We start from the raw sequence: 22,865 nt of genomic DNA, 5'->3' as shown, positions 1-22,865 counted from the left end.
CCGAGGCCCCGGTGTCAAACGTCGCCCACCCGATGGGAGGCGGCCCAGGCTCAGAGGAGGCGGCGGTCCGAGGCCCACTTCGTCAGCTCGTGACGGCTCGAGAGCTGGAGCTTGCGCAGCACCGACGACATGTGCGTCTCGACCGTCTTGACCGAGATGAACAGCTCCTTGGCGACCTCCTTGTAGGCGTAGCCCCGGGCGATCAGGCGCATCACCTCCCGCTCGCGCTCGGTGAGCCGGTCGAGGTCCTCGTCGACGGCTGCGACGTCGATCGACCCGGCGAAGGCGTCGAGCACGAACCCGGCCAGCCGCGGCGAGAACACCGCGTCTCCCCCGGCGACTCGGGTGATCGCGTCGACCAGCTCGGGGCCGGTGATGGTCTTGGTGACGTAGCCGCGCGCGCCGCCGCGGATGGTGCCGATGACGTCCTCGGCGGCGTCGGAGACCGACAGCGCGAGGTAGAGGGTGTCGGCCGACGGGTGCCGGCGCATCACCTCGACGCCTCCCCCGCCGGGCAGGTGCACGTCGAGCAGCACGACCTGCGGCCGCAGCTCGCGCACGACGTCCACGGCCGCGTCGGCGTCGGCCGCCTCCCCGACGACCTCGACCACGCCGGCACCGCTGGCGGCGAGCTCGGCGCGCACCCCCGCCCGGAACATCGCGTGGTCGTCGACCAGGACGACCCGCACGGGTCCTGCGCTGGCGGTCTCGGTCATCGGGTCTCCTCGTCGGGCGCCTGGGGCTGGGGCTGGGGCTGTGACTGGGGCTGCTGGGGGTGGGAGTGGCGGGGCATGTGGAGGCGGACCTCCGTGCCCTCGCCGGGGGCAGAGCGTACGTCCGCCCGCCCGCCGTGGCGCTCCATCCGGTCGACGATGCTGCTGCGTACGCCGTGCCGGTCGGTCGCGACCGCGCCGAGGTCGAAGCCGGCGCCGCGGTCGCGCACGAACACGTCGACGGCGCCGGAGGTGGTCTCGGCGTAGACGTCGGCACGCTGGGTGCCGGCGTGCTTGGCGACGTTGACGACGGCCTCCCGCGCGGCGAGGACGACCGGGCGCAGGGCCTCGTCGAGGTCGCAGTCGCCGACGGTCACCACGTCGACGACCACCGGGTGCTGCGACTCCACGTCGGCGGCCATCTCCTTGAGCGCACCGGCGAGCGTCGTGGCGTCGGTCGTCTCGGCCTCGAAGAGCCACTGGCGCAGGTCGCGCTCCTGCGAGCGGGCCAGGCGCGCCACGGTCGTGGCGTCGTGGGAGTTCTTCTGGATCAGCGCGAGCGTCTGCAGCACCGAGTCGTGCAGGTGCGCGGCCATGTCGGCACGCTCCTGGGTCCGGACCCGCTCCACCCGCTCGGCGCCGAGGTCGTCGATGAGCCGCTTGGCCCACGGGCCGACCACGATGGCGAGCCCGACGAGGCCGAGCAGGCCGGCGACCAGCACCGGGACGGCGAAGGTGGCCTGCCCAGCGGCGATCGCGAAGACGAGCAGGCCGGTGACGATGAGACCGAGCCCCGCGGCGATCCGGGCGTAGGCGGCCCATCCGCCGTTGCCGAAGACGGCACGGAAGGGGTCGATGCGCCCCGACGAGTCGATCCACCGCTCGCGCTGCGCCTCGTCGGCCTGGCGCCACAGCAGGGCGATGCCGGCGACGCCGAGGACCACCGGCCAGAACAGCACGCCCTGGCCGAAGATGCCCTCCACGCCGAGGACGACGCCGAAGAACAGCGCGCCGAGCGCGATGGCCGGGCCGGCGTCGCGCAGCCGCGAGCGCCGGCCGGGGCGCTTGCCGGTGCGGGTCGCGCTCTCCAGGCCGGGCGCGCCGACCTCGAAGTGCTGGTCCGCGGGCAGGAACACCCACAGCCCGGCGTACAGCATGAGGCCGAAGCCACCCAGGAACGCCGTGGCCACGAAGAAGCCCCGGACCCACAGCACCGGCAGCGCGAGGTGCCGGGCCAGGCCGGACGCGACGCCACCCGCGATCGGCGCGGTGAGGTCGCGGTAGGCGCGACGCGGCCCGCCGGGGCGCATCGGGCGGCCCGGCGGGCCTGCCGCGTGGGAGGTGGACGTGGGGTGGGTCATCGTGTCCCCATCGTCGCAGGCGCGCAGGCGCGCGACCATGAGGACTGACCCCGAGGCGACCCTGAGCCGGCCCCCGCTCCGACGCCTGCGGATCGGGCGACGAATCAGGGCTGTCCCCGATGGTGGGAGCGGCGTCCGCGGACGAGAGTGGAGCCATGGACAACGCCAGCCCCGCACCAGACACCGACGCCGAGCAGCCCTCGCCCGGCCAGCCCGCGCCCGGTCAGCCCGCCTCGGGCCGGCCCTCGTCGGGCCCCCGGGTCACCCGCGACGAGATGAAGGACCTCGGCCGCCTGCGCCGCAGCGTCACCGACCGTCACATCGCCGGTGTGGCCGGCGGCATCGCGCGTCACCTCGACATCGACCCGATCATCGTCCGGGTGGCGCTCGTGGTGGGCGTGTTCTTCGGCGGCGCCGGCCTCCTCCTCTACGTCGCCGGCTGGATCCTGGTGCCCGAGGAGGGCACCGACGACGAGCCGCTCGGCCTCGACCGCCGCAGCCGCGCGATCGCGCTGGCCGGCGTGGGTGTGCTCGCGCTGATCGCCGCGCTCGGCGACTGGGCCGGCGCGTTCTGGTTCCCGTGGCCGCTGGCGATCCTCGCCGCGCTGGCCGTCTGGTTCCTGCACCGCCAGGGATCGGGTCCGCAGACGGCACCGGGCGCGGCACCCGGGTCGTACGGGGAGACGTACGGGCAGGGGTACGGGGAGACGTACGGGCAGGGGTACGGGGAGACGTACGGTCCCCCCGCCGACCCGGGCGGCTGGGACGGGTACGCCCGGGGGCCCCGCCCGCGGAACCCCCGCAAGCGCGGACCGATCCTGTTCTTCTTCACGCTCGCCCTGATCGCCCTGGCCGAGGGTGTCCTCGGCGTGGTCGACGTGGCCGGCGTCGACGTGGCGGACAGTGCCTACCCCGCGCTCGCGCTCGGCATCACGGCGCTGATGCTGGTCGTCGGCTCCGTGTGGGGCCGCGCCGGCGGCCTGATCGCCCTGGGCCTCGTGGCTGCCCTGGTCACCGCTGGCGCCACCGCGAGCTCGCACTTCCCCGAGGAGCGTGTCCACGTCCACACCCCGACCAGCGCCGGTGAGGTCGACAGCACCTACGACTTCGGCGGCGGCGAGTTCGTGCTCGACCTGTCCGAGATCGACGACGTCGAGTCCCTGGACGGCAGGGAGATCACGATCGACGGTTTCGCCGGGACCGTCGAGGTGATCGTCCCGGACGGGGTCGACGTCGACGTCACGACCGACGTCGTGGGCGGTGACAGCCGGGTCTTCGACAGGCGCACCGACGGCTTCGAGATCAGCGTCGGCGGCTCCCGTGACGGAGGGGTCGGGGCCCCCGACATGAGCATCGGCATCGACCTGGTCTTCGGCGAGATCATCGTCCGCGAAGCGGCCTGAGGAGCACCGGAAATGAGCGCAGACATGAGTGACAGCAGCAGCTACGACACGGACCTGTACGGCTACGACGAGCCGATGGTCGGCCCCCTCGACGCCCCCGACAAGCCGAGCGGGTTCCACCCGGTCAACGTCGGCCACCTCGTGATGGGCGTCGCCTTCGCCGGCATGGTGCTGGTGTGGGCGCTCGTCCAGGGCGACGTCGTCGAGACCTCCGAGCTCAACTGGCTGATGCCGATCCCGTGGCTGGCGGCCGGTGCCGCCGGTCTCGCGGCCACCGTGTGGGGCACGCGCCGGTCCTCACACCAATGAGCAGGCCGGCAGCGCGAACCACCTGAGGTCGTCGAAGCCCTGGTCGAGGTGACCGGTGTCGGACCAGTCCGGCGGCGACGCGGCGGCCATGATCGCGCGGCCCTCGTCGAGGTGCTCCCGGAGCACCGAGACGGGGGCCGTCTGCGTGTGGGCGGGCCAGGTCATCGTCCCGTCGGCGGCGTAGGTGACGTCGGCCAGTCGCATCGGCGGCTCGACCGGGCCGGTGCGGTGGTGCCACAGACCCGTGAGCGGGTCGAAGCGGTAGTCGCCGAGCAGCCGCCAGCCGTCGCGGGCGACGAGCCGCACGGCCTCCACGACGTAGGTGAAGACCTCGTCGTCGACGAAGTAGTTGAAGTTGACCCGCACCCAGCCGGGCTTGATGCCCTCGCAGCCCGTCGCGATCTGCGCCTCGAAGGCGTGGCTGCGGTCGAGGTCGATGTCGAGCAGCCGGTGGCCGTAGGGGCCGGCGCAGGAGCAGCCGCCGCGGGTCTGGATGCCGAAGAGGTCGTTGAGCAGTGCCACGACGAAGTTGTGGTGGAGGTAGGTCCCGTCGGGGGCCTTGACGACGAAGGACACGATCGAGAGCCGCTGCGAGTCGAGGTTGCCGAGGATCTGGATCGTCGGCTCCGCCACCCACGCATCGACCGCGCGGCGCAGCAGCTCCTCCTCGTGGGCCTGGATCGTCTCCACGCCGACGGCCTGCTTGAGCTGGAAGACCAGCCCGGCGCGGATCGACTCGACGATCGCGGGCGTGCCGCCCTCCTCGCGGTGGGCCTTGTCGTCGAGGTAGCGGTGCTCGGTCGGGTTTACGTACATGACGGTGCCGCCGCCCGGCACCACCGGCACCCGGTTGGCCATCAGCTCGCGGCGTACGACCAGCACGCCCGGGGTGCCGGGGCCCCCGATGAACTTGTGGGGGCTGATGAAGATGGCGTCCTTGCGCGAGCGGCCGGGGCCGTACATCTCGATGTCGACGTAGGGCGCGCAGGCGGCGAAGTCCCAGAAGCTCAGTGCGCCGTGCTCGTGGAGCAGGTCGGCGACGCCCTCGGTGTCGGTGACGATCCCGGTGACGTTGGAGGCCGCGGAGAACGAGCCGATCTTGAGCGGGCGGTCGGCGTGGCGCTCGAGCTCCTCGCGGAGGTGGTCGAGCGAGACCCGTCCGTCGGCGTCCTCGTGGATGGTGACGACGTCGGCGATGGTCTCGCGCCAGGGGATCTCGTTGGAGTGGTGCTCGAACGGGCCGATGAACACCACGGGTCGCTCGTCGGCGGGGATGGCGTCGCTGAGGTGGTAGCGGTCGTCGAGCGCGGCGGGGATGCGGAGGCCGAGGATGCCGATGAGCTTGTCGATCGCCGCCGTGCTGCCCGACCCGCAGAAGACCACGACGGTCTCGTCGTCGCCGCCGACGGCGTCGCGGATGATCCGGCGCGCGTCCTCGCGCAGGCGCGTCGTCTGGAGGCCGGTGCCGCTGGCCTCGGTGTGCGTGTTGGCGTAGGCGGGCAGCACCTCGGTGCGGATGAAGTCCTCGATGAAGGTCAGGCTGCGACCGGAGGCGGTGTAGTCGGCGTAGGTCACCCGGCGCGGGCCGTAGGGGCCCTGCATGACCTGGTCGTCGCCGATCACGGACGCGCGGATGCGCTCGAGCAGGGCGGTCGAGGTGGCGGAGTCGTGCGTCACGACCCGAGCGTACGCCGGTGCGGGACCGCTGCGCGCACCGCGGCGGGCGCCGTTTCGGGATGGTCGGTGATGACGCCGTCGACGCCGGCGGCGAGCAGCGCGCGTACCTCAGCCGCCATGTCGCCGAGCGCGTCCGGGGCGTCGCCGCGGCGCAGGTTGGTGGGGAGGAAGCGGTTCTCGCCACGGACCGTCCACACGTGCACGGTGAGCCCGCGGCGGTGTGCGTCGCGCACGAGGGTGGACGACGCGCCGATCGCTCCCGCCGCGTCGCGTGGCAGCACGAGCGCCCGATGCGGGCCGATGCCGTCGGCGTACTCGTCGATCCGGTCCAGGTCGTCGGCCGTCACCACCTCGCCCGCATCGAGGAGCTGCACGACGGGCAGCCGGGTGCGGGTGGCCAGCCGCCGCAGGACCGGGGCCTCGAAGGCCATCAGCGTCACCCGCGCCCAGGGGTGGTCGAGGCCGTGGCAGGCCAGGTCGCGCAGCAGCGGCACGTCGAGCGGCAGCCCGATCGCGTCGTGGTGGGCGGCGTGCTTGAGCTCGAGCATCACCCCGACCGCACGGCCCCGGCGCGACGACTCCGCGCCGACCATCGCCAGCACCTCGTCGAGCGTGGGCACGCCCTCGACCCCGTCGTACGCCGCGCTGGCCGGACGCGTGGCCGGCATCCGCTCGCGGGCGGCGAGGGTCTTGAGCTGGGCCAGCGTGAGGTCCTGGACGAACCAGCCCTCCTGTGCCACCCCGTCGACGACGAGCCTGCGGCGCAGGTGGGCGAGCCCGGGGTGCTGTGCGACGTCGGTGGTGGCGCTGAGCTCGAGGTCGTGCCGGGCGACCAGCACGCCGTCCCGGGTCGAGACGAGGTCGAGCTCGATGTCGTCGACGCCCATCCGGATGGCGGTCCGGTAGGCGTCGAGGGTGTGCTCGGGACGGTGCCCGCTGGCGCCGCGGTGCGCAACCACGGCGGGGGTGAGGACCAACGACGAGGTCGCGTGCACCGCCTCGCGGGTCACCGTCATGGCTCCACCGTTGCCGCCCCGCGGGACCGGGCGGTGGTCGCCCGGTGTCCTCAGGGTGAATGCCGCATGATGACCGCGTGACGCTGCCCTCGTTCCCCACTCTCGAGTCCCTGCCCGCCGCGGAGCACGCCTCGCTGGTCGCTGCGCCCGTCGCCGCCGCGCTGGCCGGCTGGCCGGGCGCCGCGCAGGTGGCGGTGGTGGACATCGACCCGGAGCTCGCCGACACCGCGGCGATGAGCGAGGCGTACGGCATCCCGATGACGGCGAGCGGCAACTGCGTCGTCGTCGCGGGCTCGCGCGCCGGCGACGAGCGAGTCGCCGCGTGCGTCGTGCGCGCCGACACCCGCGCCGACGTCAACACGCTCGTGCGCAAGATGCTCGACGTGCGCAAGGCCTCGTTCCTGCCGGTGGACCGGGCGGTCGAGGAGACCGGGATGGAGTACGGCGGCATCACACCGCTCGGGCTGCCCGGTGGCTGGCGGGTGCTGGTCCACGAGGCCCTCCTCGACGAGCCGGTGGTCGTGCTCGGCAGCGGGGTGCGCCGCTCGAAGCTGCTGGTCCCGGGTCCCCTGCTCGCCGACCTCCCGGGCGCCGAGGTGGTGGCGGGCCTCGGCCGCTGAGACTGCTCGGCCGTCGGCGAATGGGACGAGGGCCCTCGGGTACGGAGCGGGTTCCCCGCACCCGAGGTCTGGAGACCCCACATGTCCGACAACACCCTGTCCCGCACGCTCAACGACGTCGGCCTGGCGGCCTGGTTCGGCGGGACTCTGGCCAACGCCGTCGCCCTCAACCCTGCAGCGAGCGAGGCTGACGCGCCCGCGCGGGTCGGTTCGGTCGCCAACACCGGCTGGGACCGGTGGACCCCGGTCAACGCCGCGGCGATCGGCGCCCACCTGGTCGGCAGCACCGGCCTGCTGCTGGGCAACAAGGGCCGCGTCGCCGGGCAGGGCGGAGTGGCCGGCGCTTCACTCCTCAAGACCGGCCTGATGGCCGCCGCGCTCGGGGTGACGGCGTACAGCCGCGTGCTGGGCCGGCGCGTCTCGGAGCACACGGCCGTGCCGGCCGAGTCGGGCACCGAGCCCGCTGCCGCCACGCCGCCCGCCGTGGCCGAGGCGCAGCGGCAGCTGCACCTCCTCCAGTGGGTCGTGCCTGCCCTGACCGGCGCGATCATCGTCGTCGATGCCAAGCTCGGCGAGCAGCAGCGCCCGACCAACGTGCTCGACGGCATCACGTCCCGGATCCCCGGCCTCTCCGGATGACCGGTGCCCGGCTCGTCCCAGTGCGCACGCCACGCGACCCCGAGGGGGTCGTGGTCGTGCTGCACGGCGGGGCGAGCCGGGGCGACCGCGTGATGGTGAGCCCGGCCCAGCTGTCGGTGCTGCGGATGGTGCCGGTCGCCCGGCGCATCGCCCGCGCCGGTCGCTCGCGCCTGGCCGTCCACCGCCTGCTCAACACCCACCGCGGATGGGACTCGCAGACCACGCCGGTCATGGACCTCGCGTGGGCGCTGGAGCAGGTCACCGCCCGGCACGGCGACCTCCCCGTCTCGCTCGTCGGCCACTCCCTCGGCGGCCGCGCTGCCCTCTTGGGCGGCAGCGACCCGCAGGTCCGCAGCGTCGTGGCCCTCAACCCCTGGGTGACGCCGGCCGACCGCGCGGACCTGCGCGGCACCCGCGTGCTGGTGGTGCACGGCACCGACGACCGCATCGCTCCACTGTCGAGGTCGGCCGACTTCGCGCGCCGCCTCGCCGCGACCGCGCAGGTCGGCTTCGTCGCCGTGCCCGGGGCCCGTCACGCGATGCTGCGCCACGGGCGGACCTTCGAGGCGTACGCCGCCGAGTTCGTCACCGCGACGCTGCTGGGCGTCCCCCCGGGGTCCGAGGCGCTGACCGCCGTGCTGGACGGAGCCGCGTACGTCGAGGGGTGACGTCGTGGGTGCCCTGGCCGCGGGCCTCACCGTCCGGGTTCGAACTCGTCGTTGAAGTCCATCCGGTTGCGGGTCCCGCTGCCGGCCGGGTTCGGTTCCGGGCAGGGCCTGACCGCTGCTCGGGTGTTGCAGGCGGGCTCGTAGTGCCGGGTGGTCGGTTCCGGCGGCTCGAAGGGCTGGGTAGCCGGTTCCGGCAGCTCGACGCCGATGTCCTGGGCGGGTGGGCTCACCTCGTCGCCGCAGGAGCTCAGCGTCAGGCTGGCGACGCCGAACGATGCTGCCACCAGGCAGGCGCGCACAGTGCTGATGATGTCCATGGTCTGGTCCTTCCGATGTCGTGGATCCGCCGGAGCGGGCGCTCCGACCGCTCGACGTTCGACCGCGCCGGTATCCGACAGGCCCCCCAGCGGTATCCGTCCGGTATCCGCCGCGTTGACGCGACCCGAAGTCGGGAGCACCGTGGAGCGGTGGGCATCCAGGTCCTCGGCCCGCTCACCGTGGACGGCTCGGGACGTCTCGGCCCACGGGACCGTGTCGTACTCCAGGCCCTGGCCGTCCGCCAGGGACGCTCGGTCACGGCCGACGAGCTGACCGACGCGCTCTGGGGAGACGCTCCGCCCGCCTCGGCCCGCAAGAACCTGCAGTCGTGCATCGTCCGGCTGCGCAGGGTCCTCGGTACCGACGCCATCGAGACCACTGCCGACGGCTACCGGCTCGGTGCCCCCGCCGACGACGTCGACGCCCAGCGCTTCGAGGCCCAGGTCTCGAGGGCTCGCGAGCTCCTCGAGCTCGGCGAGGCCGACCGCGTCTGCTTCCTGCTGGAGCAGGCGTTGCGCCTGTGGCGCGGCCCCGCGTTCGCGGATCTCGACGAGTGGCCGCCCGCGCGCCGCGAGGCCGGCCGCCTCGAGGAGCTTCGCCGAGACGCCGAGGAGCTCCTGCTCGACGCCCAGCTGCGCGGCGGTCGCGCGCGCGAGGCCCTGGCCCGGGCTCACGAGATGGTCCGGTCGGCTCCGCTGCGAGAACGCCGATGGGAGCTGCTCGCCCTGGCCCAGTACCGGACCGGGGCCCAGGGCGAGGCGTTGCGCACCATCCGGCAGCTCCGGGCGGTCCTCTCCCGTGAGCTCGGCATCGATCCCGCGCCCGAGGTCGTGGCCCTCGAGCAGTCCATCCTGCGGCAGGACCCCGCGCTCCAGCACGACGAGGCCCCTGTGGCGCACCCGACCTGCCCGTGGCAGGGCCTCCAGTCGTACGACGTCACGGAGGCGGACCGGTTCTTCGGCCGCGAGGGTGAGATCGAGGCCGGGATGGCGATCCTCGACGCGCAGGGACTGCTGGCGCTGGTGGGCCCGTCGGGCTCGGGCAAGTCGTCGCTGATGCGAGCAGGGATCGGGGCACGCCTCCGGCAGCGCGGCACCCGGGTGGTGACGATCACGCCGGGCCGCCATCCCGTCCAGACCCTGTCGGCGCTCACCGCGTCCGGATCCGGTGATGCCCTCCTGGTCGACCAGGCTGAGGAGCTGTTCACCCTCTGCGAGGACCCCGACGAGGCTCGCGCCTTCATCGACGCCCTGGCTGAGGAGGCCCCGCGCCGCCCCGTCGTCGTGGCGCTGCGTGCCGACCATCTTGCGGACCTCACCGCCTACCCCGCCTTCAGCCGGCTCGTCGAACGCGGTCTCTACCTCGTCGGCGGCCTGGACGAGGCCGGCCTCCGGCAGGCCGTGGTCGGGCCCGCTCGACAGGCCGGGCTGATCCTCGAGCCCGGTCTGGTCGACCTCCTCGTCACCGAGGTCCGGGACGACCCCGGAGCGCTGCCGCTCCTGTCCCACGCCCTGCTGGAGACCTGGAAGAGGCGGGAGGGCAGCACCCTCACCGTCGACGGCTACCGCGCCAGCGGCGGGATCCACGACGCGGTGGCACAGTCTGCGGAGCGCCTCTATGCCCAGGTCGAGCCGAACCTGCGCGAGGCGCTCCGCGACCTCGTGCTCCGGCTGCTCTCCCCCGGCACCGAGGGCGAACCCGTGCGGACCCGTGTGCCGCGCCGGCTGATCGGCACCGACGCCGAGCACGACCGGCTGATCGAGATGCTGGTCTCGGCGCGGCTCGTGACCAGCGACGAGGGCGTCCTCGAGATCACCCACGAGTCCCTGGCCAGGGCCTGGCCGCGACTGCGTGGGTGGCTCGAGGACGACGTCGACGGCCGTCGGATCCTGCACCACCTGAGCTCGACCGCGGATGCCTGGCACACGCTGGGACGTCCCGCGAGCGAGCTGTACCGGGGTGTCCGGCTCACCCGTGCCCTGGACTGGTGGACCACCACCGGAGCGACGCTCACCGCAGTCGAACGCGACTTCCTGGAGGCCGGACGCGCGCAGGCCGACGTCGAGGAGCAGAGCGCAGCAGCTCGGGCGAGGGAGCAGGCACGGCTGATCTCACGACTGCGTCAGGTCCTCGCCGTCGCCACCGTGCTGCTCCTGCTCGCCGTCGCAGGAGGAGGTGTGGCGCTCACCCAGTGGGACCGGGCGGGCGACAGCGCGGACGCTGCCGCGGCGGCGGAGATCGAAGCCGTCGCGCGGCGCGCCGGCGCCAGCGCGCTGGTCACGGGGGACATCGACACCTCGCTGCTGCTCGCGGTCGCCGGCGTGCGGATGGATCCCGCCACCGGCACCCACAACAGCCTCCTGGCCGCGATCACGAAGCGGCCGGAGCTCGTCTCCTCCACTCCCATCGAGGGTGACCTCCCCCTGTCCGTCGATGCCAGCGCGGACGGACGGTTCGTCGCGGTCCTGGACGAGTCGCACCACCTGCGGCTCTACGATGCCGAGAGCGGCGAGCTCGCCGGCGAGCGCCGACTGGGGGATCCGCTGGTCGTCTGGGGCCCTGCGTTCGGCCGGCAGCTCACGTTCAGCCCCGACGGGCGGTGGCTCGCGGTCGCGAGGAGCGCGAACGACCGCCGGCCGCTGGCCCTGCTCACGGTGCCGAGCCTCGCCCCGGCCCGCCCGCTGCGCGGCCTTCCACCTCGCGGGTGGCAGGCGACCGACGTGACGTTCAGCGGCGACGGGAGCCACCTCGCCGCCGGGTTTCAGGGCCCGTCGGAGTCCGAAGCCGCGGCACTCGTCGGCGCGGCGCTGGTGTGGGACCTCGAGCGCCAGGCGCCGCCCCGCCGGTTCGGGATGGACGCCGGCGCGATCCACCCGCAGGTCGCGCTCGACGAGCGGGGAGAGGTGCTCTTCACCTCCCACCCCCTGACGAGACACTCCGTGGGCACCGGGCTCTCGCGCTCGCTGGACCCGGGCGGCCGCCACTACATCTGGTCGCTCGACGCGCTCCGTGGCGGCGAGGCGGTCATCGGCATCGACGACAACACGACGCGGGTCTTCGACGGCGTCAGCGGCCGGGTGCGTGCCAGCTATCCCACCGAGGGGTACGTCGGCTCGCTGCGGATCGCCCCGGACGAGCGGAGGTTCATCGTGACCACCCTGAACCAGCGCGACGTGCAGGAGTGGCGGCTCGGCCACCCGGACCGCCCGCACAGGGAGTTCGCCGTCGATCGCGGAAACGCGAACGCCGTCGACTACTCCGCCGACGGGACGTTCCTGCTCGCCACCGGGCGAGGCGGCGCCGCGCTGCGGAAGTGGGACCTCACCGGGGAGCGGGGCTACGTCCGAACCGTCCCGACGTCGTCGCAGCGCGGCGGTGCCTTCGGCGTGATGGCTGCAGGCGGTGAGCGCTCGGTGGTGCTGGCCGACTTCGCCTGGACCGTCACCGACTACAGGGAAGGCAGCGTGGGCAGGATCCCGCCTCTCTTCGGCTACCGCCACACCTATGGCGCCTTCCACCCGGACGGGCGCCACTTCGCGACGACCTCGGACGGCGAGATCCGGATCTGGGACGCGGACGGCGAGCCGACCGGCCAGCGCACGGTCCTTGCCGGGCAACGGATCACCGAGATCGACTACACCGCTGACGGCAGCCGGCTGGCGGTGTCCGCGCTCGACGGGACCGTCACACTGCTGGACGGCACCACCTTGGAGCCTGTGGGGACGCCCGTGGAGCTCGGTGAGCCCGTGTCCTGGGTCGTCGCTAGGCCGGATCGTCGTACTGCCGTGGTGCTGCTCGGCGGGGTCGAGGCCACGGGCCGCTTCGTCGTCCCGAACAGCGGCTGGGCGGTCGTCGACCTGGTCGGCGGCGTCGTGGTGGACCGGGGTGAGCTGGAGATGCGCTACCACCAGTGGCTCGACGTGTCACCGGACGGCAGGTACGCGGCCGTCGGCGGTGGGGACAACGGCGACGGGGCCCTCTCCGGGGCCCGGGGCAAGGTGGAGGTCATCGACCTGTCGACCGGGCGACGCGTCGCGCCGGCGCGGGAGTGGGCCGGGGACCAGAGGTCGCAGGTCGTGTTCTCGCCCGACGGGACCCAGCTGCTGTCGTCGAGCCCGAACGGGCTCGTCGCGGTGTGGGACGCCGCCACTGTCACCCCCGTCGCGACCCTGGTCGGGCCCGAGGCCTCGGTGCTGACCGGCGCCTTCCTCCCCGACGGCCGCACGGCCCGGATCCTGGACTGGGGCACTGGCCTGGCCTACGACTGGGACCTTTCGAGGGAGAGCGCCGTGGAGTTCGCCTGCCGCGCGGTGGGCCGCGACCTCACGAGCGCGGAGTGGACCGAGCACTTCGGCGACCTGCCGTTCCGCGAGACCTGTCCGCAGTAGCCTGCACCGACATTGTGCTCGTAGCCGATGTCGCGGTCGGGCGGGCCGACAGGCAGGTCGCACGCGGAGACGGACAGCACGCCGAGGACGAGGGACCCCGCACCGAGGGCCCGGCCGGCGCGCGTGGCGGTCTTCATGGGCTCAGGGGCGAGGGTCGAGGCCGGGGCGTACGTCGGTCCCGGACCACGGCGCCACGACCGGGCGCTGCCCGCAGCGCGGGTGGTCCTCGAACGAGGCAACGCCTCGGGCCGGGATCGCGAAGCACTGGCGGCCGACGCCTGGGTCGATCGTGGAGAACCACAGGTCGCCCGCCGGTGCCGGTGGGGCCTGCGGCATCGTCCCGTTGGGAGCAGTGCTGTTGGCGGGAAGCACGAGGATGGCGGCGATCGCGGCCGCCCCCGCCGCGCCGGCGGCGGCCGGCGGCCACCACCAGCGCGGCGAGTCCGAGCCGATCGAGTAGGCGCTCATCACGGGCGCCCGTCGTCACCGAAGTCGAGTCGCGACGAGTTGGTGTCCCTGGTGCGCTTCGGCTCCGCCGGCAGCGTCGCCTCGCCGTCCCCGAAGTCCATCCGGTTCGTGTGGTCGCGGACCGGGAGCTTGGCGGCCGGGCCGTTGCTCTTCTCGACCGAGGTGTCGGCGCCCGTGGCGGGCTCCTCCAGGTCGCCGCAGGCGGCGGCGAGGCTGAGCGTGGCGGCGGCGACCACGGCGGCGAAGGTGTTCTTGATGCTGTTCATGGTGATCTCCTGATCCGATGGGTTACCGGGCCGTTCGGCTCGAGGTGTCCAGTTGCTCACCAGCCGGTACACATCCGGCGCAGGAGCGGTACAGCCCCGGTATAGGCAGCGTTGACCGGGGCCGCCACGCCGAGGACGCTGACGGGGTGGGGATCAAAGTCCTCGGTCCTCTGACCGTCGACGGATCGGGCCGTCTCGGCCCCCACGACCGAGTCGTGCTGCAGGCCCTGGCTACGAGGCCGGGGCAGCCGGTGAGCGTCGACGAGCTCGTCGACGCCGTCTGGGGAGACCATCCGCCACCGTCGGCGGCCAAGAACCTCCAGTCATGCATCGTCAGGCTCCGCAAGGTGCTGGGCACCCAGGCGATCGAGACGTCGCCCCACGGCTACGTCCTGGCGGTGCCCCTCGACGACCTCGACGCGAACGAGTTCGAGGCGCAGGTGACCCGGGCGCGCGGACTCCTGACGATGGGGGAGAGCGACCGCGTGGCCTTCCTGCTGGAGAAGGCCCTCGCTCAGTGGCACGGTCCCGCCTTCGCAGACCTTCCCGACTGGCCACCCGCCCGGCGAGCAGCCGGCCGGCTCGAGGAGCTGCGCCTCGAGGCGCAGGAGATGCACGTCGACGCCATGCTCCGCAGCGGCCGTGCCCGTGAGGTCCTGGCGCAGACGCACGCCCTGGTGCGGGCCGCGCCGCTGCGGGAGCGGCGCTGGGAGCTCCTCGTCCTCGCGCAGTACCAGACGGGAGCGCCGGGCGAGGCGTTGCGGTCGCTGCGCCAATTGCGCGCCGTCCTCGCCCGGGAGCTGGGCATCGACCCGTCACCGGAGATGCTCGCCCTCGAGCAGTCGATCCTCACCCAGGACCCACGGCTCCTCGTCCCGCAGCCGCGGGCCGGGGCGGCACAGTGTCCGTGGCAGGGGCTCAAGGCCTACGACGTGGACGACACCGAACGCTTCTTCGGCCGGGACGCGGACGTCGCCGCGTGCCTGACGATCCTCGAGCGAGGTTCGTTCGTCGCCCTCGTGGGGCCTTCCGGCTCGGGCAAGTCGTCCCTCCTTCGGGCAGGCGTGCTCGCGACCCTCCGTCGGCGCGGTCACCGCGTCGTCCTCCTCACACCCGGCCCCGAGCCTATGCAGGCGCTCACCGCGCTGGAGGAGGACGCCCCGCCCGGCACCGTCCTCGCCGTGGACCAGGGTGAGGAGGTCTTCAGCCTGTGCGACGACCTGGAGGAGAGGCGGACCTTCCTCGACCGGCTGGTCGAGGAGTCGCGACGGCGGCCCGTGCTCGTCACCGTGCGAGGTGACCGGATCGGACAGGTGACCGAGCACGCCGGCTTCAGCCGGCTGGTGGAGGGCGGGCTGCACCTCGTCGGGACGTTGGACGAGCACGGTCTGCGCCAGGCGATCGAGCGGCCCGCCGAACAGGCCGGGCTGGTCATCGAGCACGGACTGGTGGACGTCCTCCTGCACGAGGTGCGGGACGACCGCGGGGCCCTGCCCCTGCTCTCCCACGCGCTGCTCGAGACGTGGCGACGCCGTGAGGGCAGCACCCTCACCGTCGAGGGCTATCGGGCCTCCGGCGGCATCCACGGCGCCGTGGCCCAGTCCGCCGAGCAGCTCTACGGCCGGCTCGAGCCGGAGCAGCGGCGACAGCTGCGCGACCTCGTCCTGCGGCTGGTCTCTCCGGGAGCCGAGGGCGAGGCGGTGCGGACCCGCGTGCCGCGCCGCCTCGTCGCTCCCGCCCACGACCAGCTCGTCGAGGCGCTGGTCGCCGCACGACTGGTGACCAGCGACGAGGGTGTCCTCGAGATCACCCACGAGTCGTTGGCGCGGGCGTGGCCGCGGCTGCGGGGCTGGCTCGACGACGACGTCGAGGGACAACGGATCCGGCACCACCTGAGCGGTGCCGCCGATGCCTGGGACACCCTCGGGCGTCCGGACAGCGAGCTGTACCGCGGGGTCAGGCTGACTCGGGTCCTGGACTGGCAGTCGCGTGCCGACCCCACCCTCACCGACACCGAGCACGCCTTCCTGGCAGCGGCTCTGGAGGCCGCTGATGCCGAGGAACGCAACGCGGCCGAGCACGCCCGTGCCCAGGCGCGGCTGATCCGCCGGCTCCGGATCGTCCTCGGCGGCGCGGCGGTGCTCCTGGTCCTCGCGCTCGCCGCCGGCGGCATCGCCGCGGTCCAGTCCGACCGCGCCGCGGACCATGCCGCCCGGGCGGAACAGGCAGCCGTCTCGGCTGACGCGCGACGGGTGGGCCTCCGGTCCCAGCTCACCGACGACATCGACCTCTCGTTGCTCCTCGCGGCCGCCGGCGCACGCCTGGACGAGTCGCCCGAGACCCGGGTCAACCTGGTCTCCGCGCTGGCCAGGCAGCCGCGCCTGGTCCGGTCGGCGCCGCCCGAAGGCGGCTACCTGGAGGGCCTGAGCGTGAGTCCCGACGGCCGCTGGATCGCTGCCTCCGACGAGGCCAACCGGATGCATCTCTACGACGCCTCCACCAACCGGCTGCTGCGCAGCTATGACGCCGGCCGCGCCCCTGAGGACGAACAGGCATGGCTCCTCGGGGCCTTCAGCCCCGACAGCAGCCAGCTGGCGGTCGTCCTGGAAAGCGTGGAGTCGAGCGAACCCGTGCGCCTGCTGGACCCGGACACCATGCAACCGACGGGCACGAGGCTCGCCCCTCCCGGAGGCACACCTACCGTCGGTTTCGATGTCCAGTTCAGTGCAGACGGACGCTACCTCGCGGCCGCGCTCCGGACTGTTCCAGTGCAGACAGCCGGCCCCGCCGCCTCGTCGACCTACGCCGTCGTCTGGGACCTGCGCTCGCCGTCCAGGTCCCCCACTCGCGTGCCAACCGGCGACATCATCCAAGGCCTGGCTCTCAGCCCCGACGGCGAGACGCTCTACACGTCATCGCCTCTCACCGCCCACCGTGTCTCGACGGGCAAGCGGATCTGGCGGCGGGAGGACGTGATGTCGTTCCTGGCCCTCGACATCAACGACGACGGGACCCTTCTCGCGGTCGAGGACAACGTCACGGAGAAGGACGCGTTGCTGGTGGACGCCGCCAGCGGCGACACGGTCGCCAGGCTCCGAGGTCACCGGGACGTGGTCTCCCCCGACATCCGGTTCTCGCCCGACGGCACGCTCGTGGGGACCAGCTCACGCGACGGACAGCTCATCGTCTGGGACACCGCCACCGGCCGGCCACAGGAACGGTGGACCACCTTCGATCCGTGGGGCGTCGGCTTCAGTCCGGACAACGACCTGGTCCACGGGGGTGGCGGTGACTCCATGCTGCGTACCTGGGACCTGTCCGCCACTGACACCTACCTGCAGCAGACCGCCCGGGTCAGCGGCGTCGAGAGGTTCGCGCATGCCGACGTGTCCCCTGACGGGCAGCAGGTCGCCTATCGCTGGCTCGACGACGCGGGCAAGGGGTGGGTCCGGTTCGTCGGCACCGTCACCGGGAACGCGACCCCCGCGACCCGTCTTCCGACCAACGAGGGCCATTGGTCCTACGGCACCTGGCACCCCGACGGTGGTCGGTACGCCGCACACTGCGAGGAGTGCACCGAGCCGGACATCGCCAGCGTCCTCGACTCCGCCACCGGCGAGGTGGTCGGGACGTGGAAGATCGTCGAGGGAGGCATCCACTCCCTGAGCTACGTCGATGATGGTCGCAGCCTCCTCGCCGGCAGCTGGGACGGCCCGACCTACGTCGTCGACGCCGAGACCCTGCTGACGCGGGGCGAGCCCGTCGACGTTCCCGCGTTCTGCTGCTCGATCCCGCTCGGGCGCGGGAGAGCCGCAGTGGTCTACGAGGCCTCCGACGACGGGACGTCGATGCTCTGGCGGGTGATCGACGTCGACGCCGGAGTGGTCTCGTCCGAGGGTGCGGTGGACCTGTTCGCGTTCGCTTCGGCGGGCTCCCCGGACGGCTCGACGGTTGCGGTGGCGGGCGACACCGGTCAGATCATCACCATCGACGTCGCGACCGGGGATGACGAGCAGCGATCCACCAGCGTCGGCGGAGTGATCCTGTGGCTCAGCTACTCCGATGACGGCGAGCGCCTGGTGTCCGGTGCGGAGGACGGCGGGGTCAGCCTCTGGGATGCCGCGACGCTGGACCTGCTGGGCACGGTGTACCCGCCTCACCGGGGCAAGCCGGTGCCGGCAGGAGCGCAGTTCATCGGCGACACCCACGACGTGGCGATCGCGTCGTACGACGGTCGCGTCTACCGGTGGGACACCGATCTCGACCGGGCGCTGGACTTCGCGTGCCAGATGGCTGGCCGGGACCTGACCGAGGCCGAGTGGGCGCAGTACCTGCCCGCCCAGCCCTACCGGTCCGTGTGCCCCCAGGACTGACCCACCCTTGCCATCGTGACAGTGAAACTGTCACGATTGCCGCATGCGCCTCGCCTCCCTCCTGATGTACGACGGCAACCCGCGCAAGGCCGCCGACGACGTGGTCGCGCTGGAGCGGGCCGGGCTCGACAGCGTGTGGGTCGCGGAGGCGTACGGCTTCGACGCACCGACGCTGATGGGCTACCTCGCGGCGCGGACCGAGACCGTGCAGATCGGCTCGGGCATCCTCAACATCTACTCCCGCACCCCCGGCGCCCTGCTGCAGACGGCGGCCGGCCTCGACAACGTCAGCCAGGGCCGCGCGATCCTCGGCCTCGGCGTCAGCGGGCCGCAGGTGATCGAGGGCTTCCACGGCGTGCCCTACAGCCGGCCGATGGCGCGGACCGCGGAGATCGTCGAGATCATCCGCAGCGGGCTCAAGCGGGAGCCCCTGTCGGCCGACGGCGAGTTCCACCTCCCGCTGACCAAGGAGCACGGCGCGGTCACGGGACTCGGCAAGCCGCTCAAGCTCCTCACCCGGCCCGAGCGCGACACGATCCCGATCTGGATCGCCGCCCTCGGCCCCAAGAACGTCGAGCAGACCGCCGAGATCGCGGACGGCTGGATCCCGCACCTGTTCCACCCCGAGAAGGCCCACCTCGTGTGGGGCGACGCGCTCGCCAGGGGCAACGCCAAGCGGCTCGGCGGCCTCGGGCCGCTGCAGGTGATGGCCGGCGGCATGGTCGCCATCGGCGAGGGCCCGGAGACCAAGGCGCTCCTCGACTTCGCGCGACCGGTCTTCGCCCTCTACGTCGGCGGGATGGGCGCGAGGGGCAAGAACTTCTACAACGACGTCGCGCGCGCCTACGGCTACGAGAAGGAGGCGGAGGAGATCCAGGACCTCTACCTCGCCGGCAAGAAGGACCAGGCCGCGGCGCTCGTCCCCGCCGAGTGGCTCGAGGCCGCCAACCTCGTCGGACCGGAGTCCTACGTCAAGGAGCGCATCGAGGCCTTCCGCGAGGCCGGCGTCACCGACCTCAACATCACCCCGGTCAGCGACGACCCCGCCGCGACCGTGGCGCAGCTCAAGGAATGGGTCTCCTGAGCCTCGTGCATGCGCCCGGTCGCTACGACAACCTCCGCCGGATCCGGTCGCTGGACCCGGAGGTCGACCACGACGAGATCCTGCGGCTCACGGCGCGCTTCGAGTTCCCGTGGGACTACGTCCAGGGCACCGGCATCGCCTTCATGCGCGACTACGGCGTCCCCTCGATCGCCGAGCTCCTCGACCGGACCCGCGAGTTCGCCGACCACGGCGTCAAGCGCTACGACGACACCATCCTGATCGGTGACGAGGCCACGCTCGACGGCATCGACTCACCGCGCTCGCACGCCGCGCTGCGCCGCCTCAACCGGATCCACGGGCACTACGACATCGCGGCCGAGGACTTCGCCTACGTCCTCGCGACGACGATCGTCGGCCCGGTCCGGTGGATCGAGGCGTACGGGTGGCGACCGCTCGACCCGCACGAGCTCGCGGCGATCACCAGGGTCACCACCCGCTTCGGCGAGCTGATGGGCCTCAAGGACCTGCCCACGACGTACGACGGCTACCTCGCACTGCTCGTCGACCACGAGCGCCGGCACTTCTCCCACACGCCGGCTGCCACGCGGCTGGCCGAGGCGTCGACCCGCATCGCGAAGGAGGTCGCCCCTCCCCCGCTGCGCCCGCTGCTGCGCCGCGTCACCATCGCGGTGATGGACGAGCCGCTGCGCGAGGCGCTCGGCCTGCCGCGCCAGCCGCGGTGGATCGTCCGGGCCGTACGGGGCGGTCTGCGGCTGCGCGGCCGGCTGCTCCGGTTCGCGCCGCCGCGGCGCACGGCGTACGTCCACCGGCCGACCACCTATCCCCACGGCCACCGGCTCGAGGACCTCGGGCCGCTGTCGATGCTCGAGGAGCTCAACCGCGTGTCCGGGGTGGCCAAGGGGTACGGGGCACCATGACCGACCGATCCCCCCAGTCCCTCGCCGGTGCGCTGCCCGGTGTCCTGCTCGCAGCTGCCGCCGCGCTCACCGGTCTGCTCCGGCGTGACAAGGCCCTGCACCCCGTCGGCCACCGCGGGACGGGCCGGCTCACCGTCACCCACCCCGCACCCGCCCTCGACGTCGAGGCCCTCACCCGGGCCGGCACCCGGCCCTGCCGGACGCGGTGGTCGCGGTCGATGGGCCTCCCGAGGGGATGGCCCGACATCGAGGGACTGGCCCTCAGGCTCGAGGGTGCCGGGCCCGACGGCGGCGACGCCGACCTGCTCTTCGCCAGCACCGGCGGGCGGCGGTGGAGCCGCTACCTGATGACCCTGCGGGGACCGGGCCGCTTCGGCCGGCTGACGACGCTCGTCCCCGCCCGGGCCGGCGGCCGGGCCGTGACCTTCCGCCTGAGCCCGCAGTCGGAGCCGCGCGACGGGCTGCCCCCGACGACGTACGCGCTCGACCTCGCGCTCGGCACCGGCGACTGGCAGCCCGTCGGCCACATCGACGTGACGTGGGTCGAGGCAGACACCACCGACCGGTTCGACCCGATCACCCATCCCCTCACCGGGCTCGAGCAGTACGCCTTCGTCACGGCGCTGCGCGAGCCCGCCTACGTCGCGGCGCGGGCAGTGGCCCGCGCCCGCCCCACCCACGGAGAGAGACCACATGCCTGAGCGCCCCAGCATCCTCGAGCAGGAGCACGAGGACTTCCGTGCCGTCGCACGCGCGTTCTTCGAGAAGGAGGTCACGCCCCACCACGCCGCGTGGGAGCAGGCCGGGATCGTCGACCGCGAGGTGTGGCACAGGGCGGGCGAGCGCGGGCTGCTGTGCTTCGACGTCGACGAGGCGTACGGCGGGCCCGGCATCAAGGACTTCCGCTACAACATGGTGCTCGCCGAGGAGTCGGCACGCGCCGGCGCCTCGGGCCCGGGCTTCGCCGTGCACACCGACATCATCGTCCCCTACATCTCCTCGCTCGGCACCGAGGAGCAGAAGCAGCGCTGGCTGCCCGGCTGCGTCTCCGGCGACCTCGTCACCGCCATCGCGATGACCGAGCCGGGCGCGGGCTCGGACCTGCAGGGCATCCGTACGACCGCGGTCGACGCGGGCGACCACTACGTCCTCAACGGGTCGAAGACCTTCATCTCCAACGGCATCCTCTCCGACCTGGTGGTCGTGGTCTGCCGGACGAACCCCGACGCCGGGCACCAGGGCATCTCGCTGCTGGTCGTCGAGCGCGGGATGGAGGGCTTCGAGCGCGGTCGCAACCTCGCCAAGATGGGGTTGCACGCGCAGGACACCGCCGAGCTGTCGTTCACCGACGTGCGCGTGCCCAAGGAGAACCTGCTCGGCGCCGAGGGATCCGGCTTCATCTCGCTGATGGAGAACCTCCCCCAGGAGCGCATCTCGATCGGCTGCATCGCGGTCGCCGCGGTCGAGCACGTCCTCGACCTGTGCCTGGCGTACGCCAAGGAGCGCGAGGCCTTCGGCCGCCCGATCGGGAAGTTCCAGCACAACCGCTTCGTGCTGGCGGAGATGGCGACCGAGGCCCACATCGCCCGGGTCTTCATCAACGACTGCGTCCTCAGGCTGAATGCCGGCGAGGTCGACACGTCGCTCGCGTCGATGGCGAAGTGGTGGACGACGGAGCTGCAGAAGCGCGTCGTGGACGCCGGCGTGCAGCTGCACGGCGGGTACGGCTACATGGACGAGTACCCGATCTCCAAGGCCTACACCGACTCGCGGATCCAGACGATCTACGGCGGGACGACCGAGATCCAGAAGGAGATCATCGGGCGGATGCTGGGCCTGTAGCCGGCGACCGCGGTCCAGACCGGACTGTCGGGGACGCCGTGGTCAGGACGACGATGGAGCCTTCGGCACCACCGGTGCCGCCAGGAGGGCCCGTCCATGACCAAACGCCTGCTGCACATCGTCGCCACCCCACGCGGGCTCGCCTCGCACACCGGGCGCATCTCGGGCGTGCTGCTCGAGGAGCTCCACGCCAAGTACGACGACCTCGAGGTCCAGACGCTCGACCTCTTCAGCGCGGACCTCCCTGCCGTCGCCGGCGTCAACATCAAGACCAAGTACGCCCTGATGACCGGACAGCCGATCGACGAGGCCGCTCGCGGCTCGTGGCGCAGCATCGAGCGGACCATCGAGGAGTTCCTCGCCGCCGACGTCTACCTCCTGACGGTGCCGATGTGGAACTTCGGCGTGCCCTACGCGCTGAAGTACTACATCGACGCCATCGTGCAGCCGGGCTACCTGTTCCAGTACGACGAGCACGGCGCTCCCCACGGCCTGGTGCACGGCAAGAAGCTGGTCTGCGTCACCTCGCGCGGGGGCGACTACTCGGGCCCGCTGGCATCGCTCGACTTCCTCGAGCCCTACCTGCGCACCATCTTCGGCTTCGTCGGCATCGCCGACCAGACGTTCTTCAACGCCCAGCCGATGGACGTGACCCCCGAGCTGCGCCGCGCTGCGTTCGCCGAGGTCCTCTCCGACGTACGCTCCTGGGTCGCGCAGGACGAGTGGGGCGTCGCGGCGCAGGTCCTCGAGCAGCCGATCCCGGCCGGGGCGAAGCCAGCCGTGCTCGCCGACTGACCGGACGGCCGGTGCCGGGAAGCGCC

The 22,865-nt window shown here is 72.8% G+C and carries 19 protein-coding genes; 12 read left to right on the top strand and 7 right to left on the bottom strand.

Features of this window, described 5'->3' with window-relative positions:
* Positions 1 to 50: 50 nt before the first annotated feature.
* A complete protein-coding gene (locus IEZ24_RS03845; RefSeq protein WP_129455606.1) occupies positions 51 to 716 on the bottom strand; it encodes a LuxR C-terminal-related transcriptional regulator in 666 nt (221 codons plus the stop codon).
* The gene (locus IEZ24_RS03840) at positions 713 to 2,074 is read right to left on the bottom strand and encodes an ATP-binding protein (RefSeq protein WP_191192812.1); all 1,362 of its coding nucleotides are present in this window, start codon (positions 2,072 to 2,074) and stop codon (positions 713 to 715) included. Before IEZ24_RS03840 ends, IEZ24_RS03845 begins: the two co-directional genes overlap by 4 nt.
* A 155-nt stretch (positions 2,075 to 2,229) precedes the next feature.
* Here IEZ24_RS03840 and IEZ24_RS03835 point away from each other — a divergent pair, with 155 nt between their 5' ends.
* Together IEZ24_RS03835 and IEZ24_RS03830 are read left to right on the top strand one after the other, a co-directional pair.
* A complete protein-coding gene (locus IEZ24_RS03835; protein ID WP_165356101.1) occupies positions 2,230 to 3,477 on the top strand; it encodes a PspC domain-containing protein in 1,248 nt (415 codons plus the stop codon).
* 24 nt (positions 3,478 to 3,501) lie between these two features.
* On the top strand, positions 3,502 to 3,786 hold the full coding sequence (locus IEZ24_RS03830; protein WP_129455604.1) for a hypothetical protein: 285 nt from the start codon (positions 3,502 to 3,504) through the stop codon (positions 3,784 to 3,786).
* Here IEZ24_RS03830 and IEZ24_RS03825 read toward each other — a convergent pair.
* Together IEZ24_RS03825 and IEZ24_RS03820 are read right to left on the bottom strand one after the other, a co-directional pair.
* The gene (locus tag IEZ24_RS03825; protein WP_242498516.1) at positions 3,775 to 5,463 is read right to left on the bottom strand and encodes an aminotransferase class V-fold PLP-dependent enzyme; all 1,689 of its coding nucleotides are present in this window, start codon (positions 5,461 to 5,463) and stop codon (positions 3,775 to 3,777) included. The two genes, IEZ24_RS03830 and IEZ24_RS03825, sit on opposite strands and share 12 nt — an antisense overlap.
* Positions 5,460 to 6,479 (bottom strand): glycerophosphodiester phosphodiesterase family protein, encoded by a 1,020-nt coding sequence (locus IEZ24_RS03820; RefSeq protein ID WP_129455603.1) that lies wholly within the window; start codon positions 6,477 to 6,479, stop codon positions 5,460 to 5,462. Before IEZ24_RS03820 ends, IEZ24_RS03825 begins: the two co-directional genes overlap by 4 nt.
* A gap of 77 nt (positions 6,480 to 6,556) precedes the next feature.
* Between IEZ24_RS03820 and IEZ24_RS03815 the strand changes: the two genes are divergently transcribed.
* The 3 genes from IEZ24_RS03815 to IEZ24_RS03805 all read left to right on the top strand — a co-directional run bounded on the left by IEZ24_RS03815 (position 6,557) and on the right by IEZ24_RS03805 (position 8,406).
* Positions 6,557 to 7,099 carry a YbaK/EbsC family protein gene (locus IEZ24_RS03815; protein ID WP_242498515.1) on the top strand — a complete coding sequence of 181 codons (543 nt, stop codon included), beginning with the start codon at positions 6,557 to 6,559 and terminating at the stop codon, positions 7,097 to 7,099.
* An 81-nt stretch (positions 7,100 to 7,180) separates the two neighbouring features.
* Positions 7,181 to 7,738 carry a hypothetical protein gene (locus IEZ24_RS03810; RefSeq protein WP_129455601.1) on the top strand — a complete coding sequence of 186 codons (558 nt, stop codon included), beginning with the start codon at positions 7,181 to 7,183 and terminating at the stop codon, positions 7,736 to 7,738.
* 20 nt (positions 7,739 to 7,758) lie between these two features.
* Positions 7,759 to 8,406 (top strand): alpha/beta hydrolase, encoded by a 648-nt coding sequence (locus tag IEZ24_RS03805; protein WP_242498514.1) that lies wholly within the window; start codon positions 7,759 to 7,761, stop codon positions 8,404 to 8,406.
* 26 nt (positions 8,407 to 8,432) lie between these two features.
* On the opposite strand, the gene IEZ24_RS03800 is transcribed toward IEZ24_RS03805, so the two are convergent.
* Positions 8,433 to 8,723 carry a hypothetical protein gene (locus IEZ24_RS03800; protein WP_129455599.1) on the bottom strand — a complete coding sequence of 97 codons (291 nt, stop codon included), beginning with the start codon at positions 8,721 to 8,723 and terminating at the stop codon, positions 8,433 to 8,435.
* A gap of 150 nt (positions 8,724 to 8,873) precedes the next feature.
* On the opposite strand from IEZ24_RS03800, the gene IEZ24_RS03795 reads away from it, so the two are divergent.
* The gene (locus IEZ24_RS03795) at positions 8,874 to 13,112 is read left to right on the top strand and encodes an nSTAND1 domain-containing NTPase (RefSeq protein WP_165356100.1); all 4,239 of its coding nucleotides are present in this window, start codon (positions 8,874 to 8,876) and stop codon (positions 13,110 to 13,112) included.
* Between the two features lie 141 nt (positions 13,113 to 13,253).
* Here the strand turns inward: IEZ24_RS03795 and IEZ24_RS03790 are convergent, their stop codons facing one another.
* Positions 13,254 to 13,580: a hypothetical protein gene (locus tag IEZ24_RS03790; RefSeq protein ID WP_129455597.1), complete on the bottom strand. Its 327-nt coding sequence runs from the start codon at positions 13,578 to 13,580 to the stop codon at positions 13,254 to 13,256.
* Positions 13,580 to 13,846, bottom strand: a complete 267-nt coding sequence (locus IEZ24_RS03785; protein ID WP_129455596.1) for a hypothetical protein — start codon at positions 13,844 to 13,846, stop codon at positions 13,580 to 13,582. Before IEZ24_RS03785 ends, IEZ24_RS03790 begins: the two co-directional genes overlap by 1 nt.
* A 17-nt stretch (positions 13,847 to 13,863) precedes the next feature.
* Here IEZ24_RS03785 and IEZ24_RS03780 point away from each other — a divergent pair, with 17 nt between their 5' ends.
* The 6 genes from IEZ24_RS03780 (at position 13,864) to IEZ24_RS03755 (ending at position 22,839) form a co-directional block, all read left to right on the top strand.
* Positions 13,864 to 18,219: an nSTAND1 domain-containing NTPase gene (locus IEZ24_RS03780; RefSeq protein ID WP_129455595.1), complete on the top strand. Its 4,356-nt coding sequence runs from the start codon at positions 13,864 to 13,866 to the stop codon at positions 18,217 to 18,219.
* A gap of 43 nt (positions 18,220 to 18,262) precedes the next feature.
* Positions 18,263 to 19,303: an LLM class F420-dependent oxidoreductase gene (locus tag IEZ24_RS03775; RefSeq protein ID WP_129455594.1), complete on the top strand. Its 1,041-nt coding sequence runs from the start codon at positions 18,263 to 18,265 to the stop codon at positions 19,301 to 19,303.
* Positions 19,291 to 20,202: an oxygenase MpaB family protein gene (locus IEZ24_RS03770; RefSeq protein WP_129455593.1), complete on the top strand. Its 912-nt coding sequence runs from the start codon at positions 19,291 to 19,293 to the stop codon at positions 20,200 to 20,202. The genes IEZ24_RS03775 and IEZ24_RS03770 overlap by 13 nt, the downstream gene beginning before the upstream one ends.
* Positions 20,199 to 20,903, top strand: coding sequence for a hypothetical protein (locus IEZ24_RS03765; RefSeq protein WP_129455592.1), 705 nt, complete (start codon positions 20,199 to 20,201; stop codon positions 20,901 to 20,903). Before IEZ24_RS03770 ends, IEZ24_RS03765 begins: the two co-directional genes overlap by 4 nt.
* On the top strand, positions 20,896 to 22,044 hold the full coding sequence (locus tag IEZ24_RS03760) for an acyl-CoA dehydrogenase family protein (RefSeq protein ID WP_129455591.1): 1,149 nt from the start codon (positions 20,896 to 20,898) through the stop codon (positions 22,042 to 22,044). Before IEZ24_RS03765 ends, IEZ24_RS03760 begins: the two co-directional genes overlap by 8 nt.
* Positions 22,045 to 22,140: 96 nt before the next feature.
* On the top strand, positions 22,141 to 22,839 hold the full coding sequence (locus IEZ24_RS03755) for an FMN-dependent NADH-azoreductase (protein ID WP_129455590.1): 699 nt from the start codon (positions 22,141 to 22,143) through the stop codon (positions 22,837 to 22,839).
* The last annotated feature ends 26 nt before the right edge of the window (positions 22,840 to 22,865 follow it).

The sequence above is a fragment of the Nocardioides ganghwensis genome (genome assembly GCF_014779655.1).
Taxonomy (GTDB): Bacteria; Actinomycetota; Actinomycetes; order Propionibacteriales; family Nocardioidaceae; genus Nocardioides; species Nocardioides ganghwensis.
Note: the sequence above shows the minus strand (reverse complement) of the source record. Positions and strands in the feature narration are given on the sequence as shown.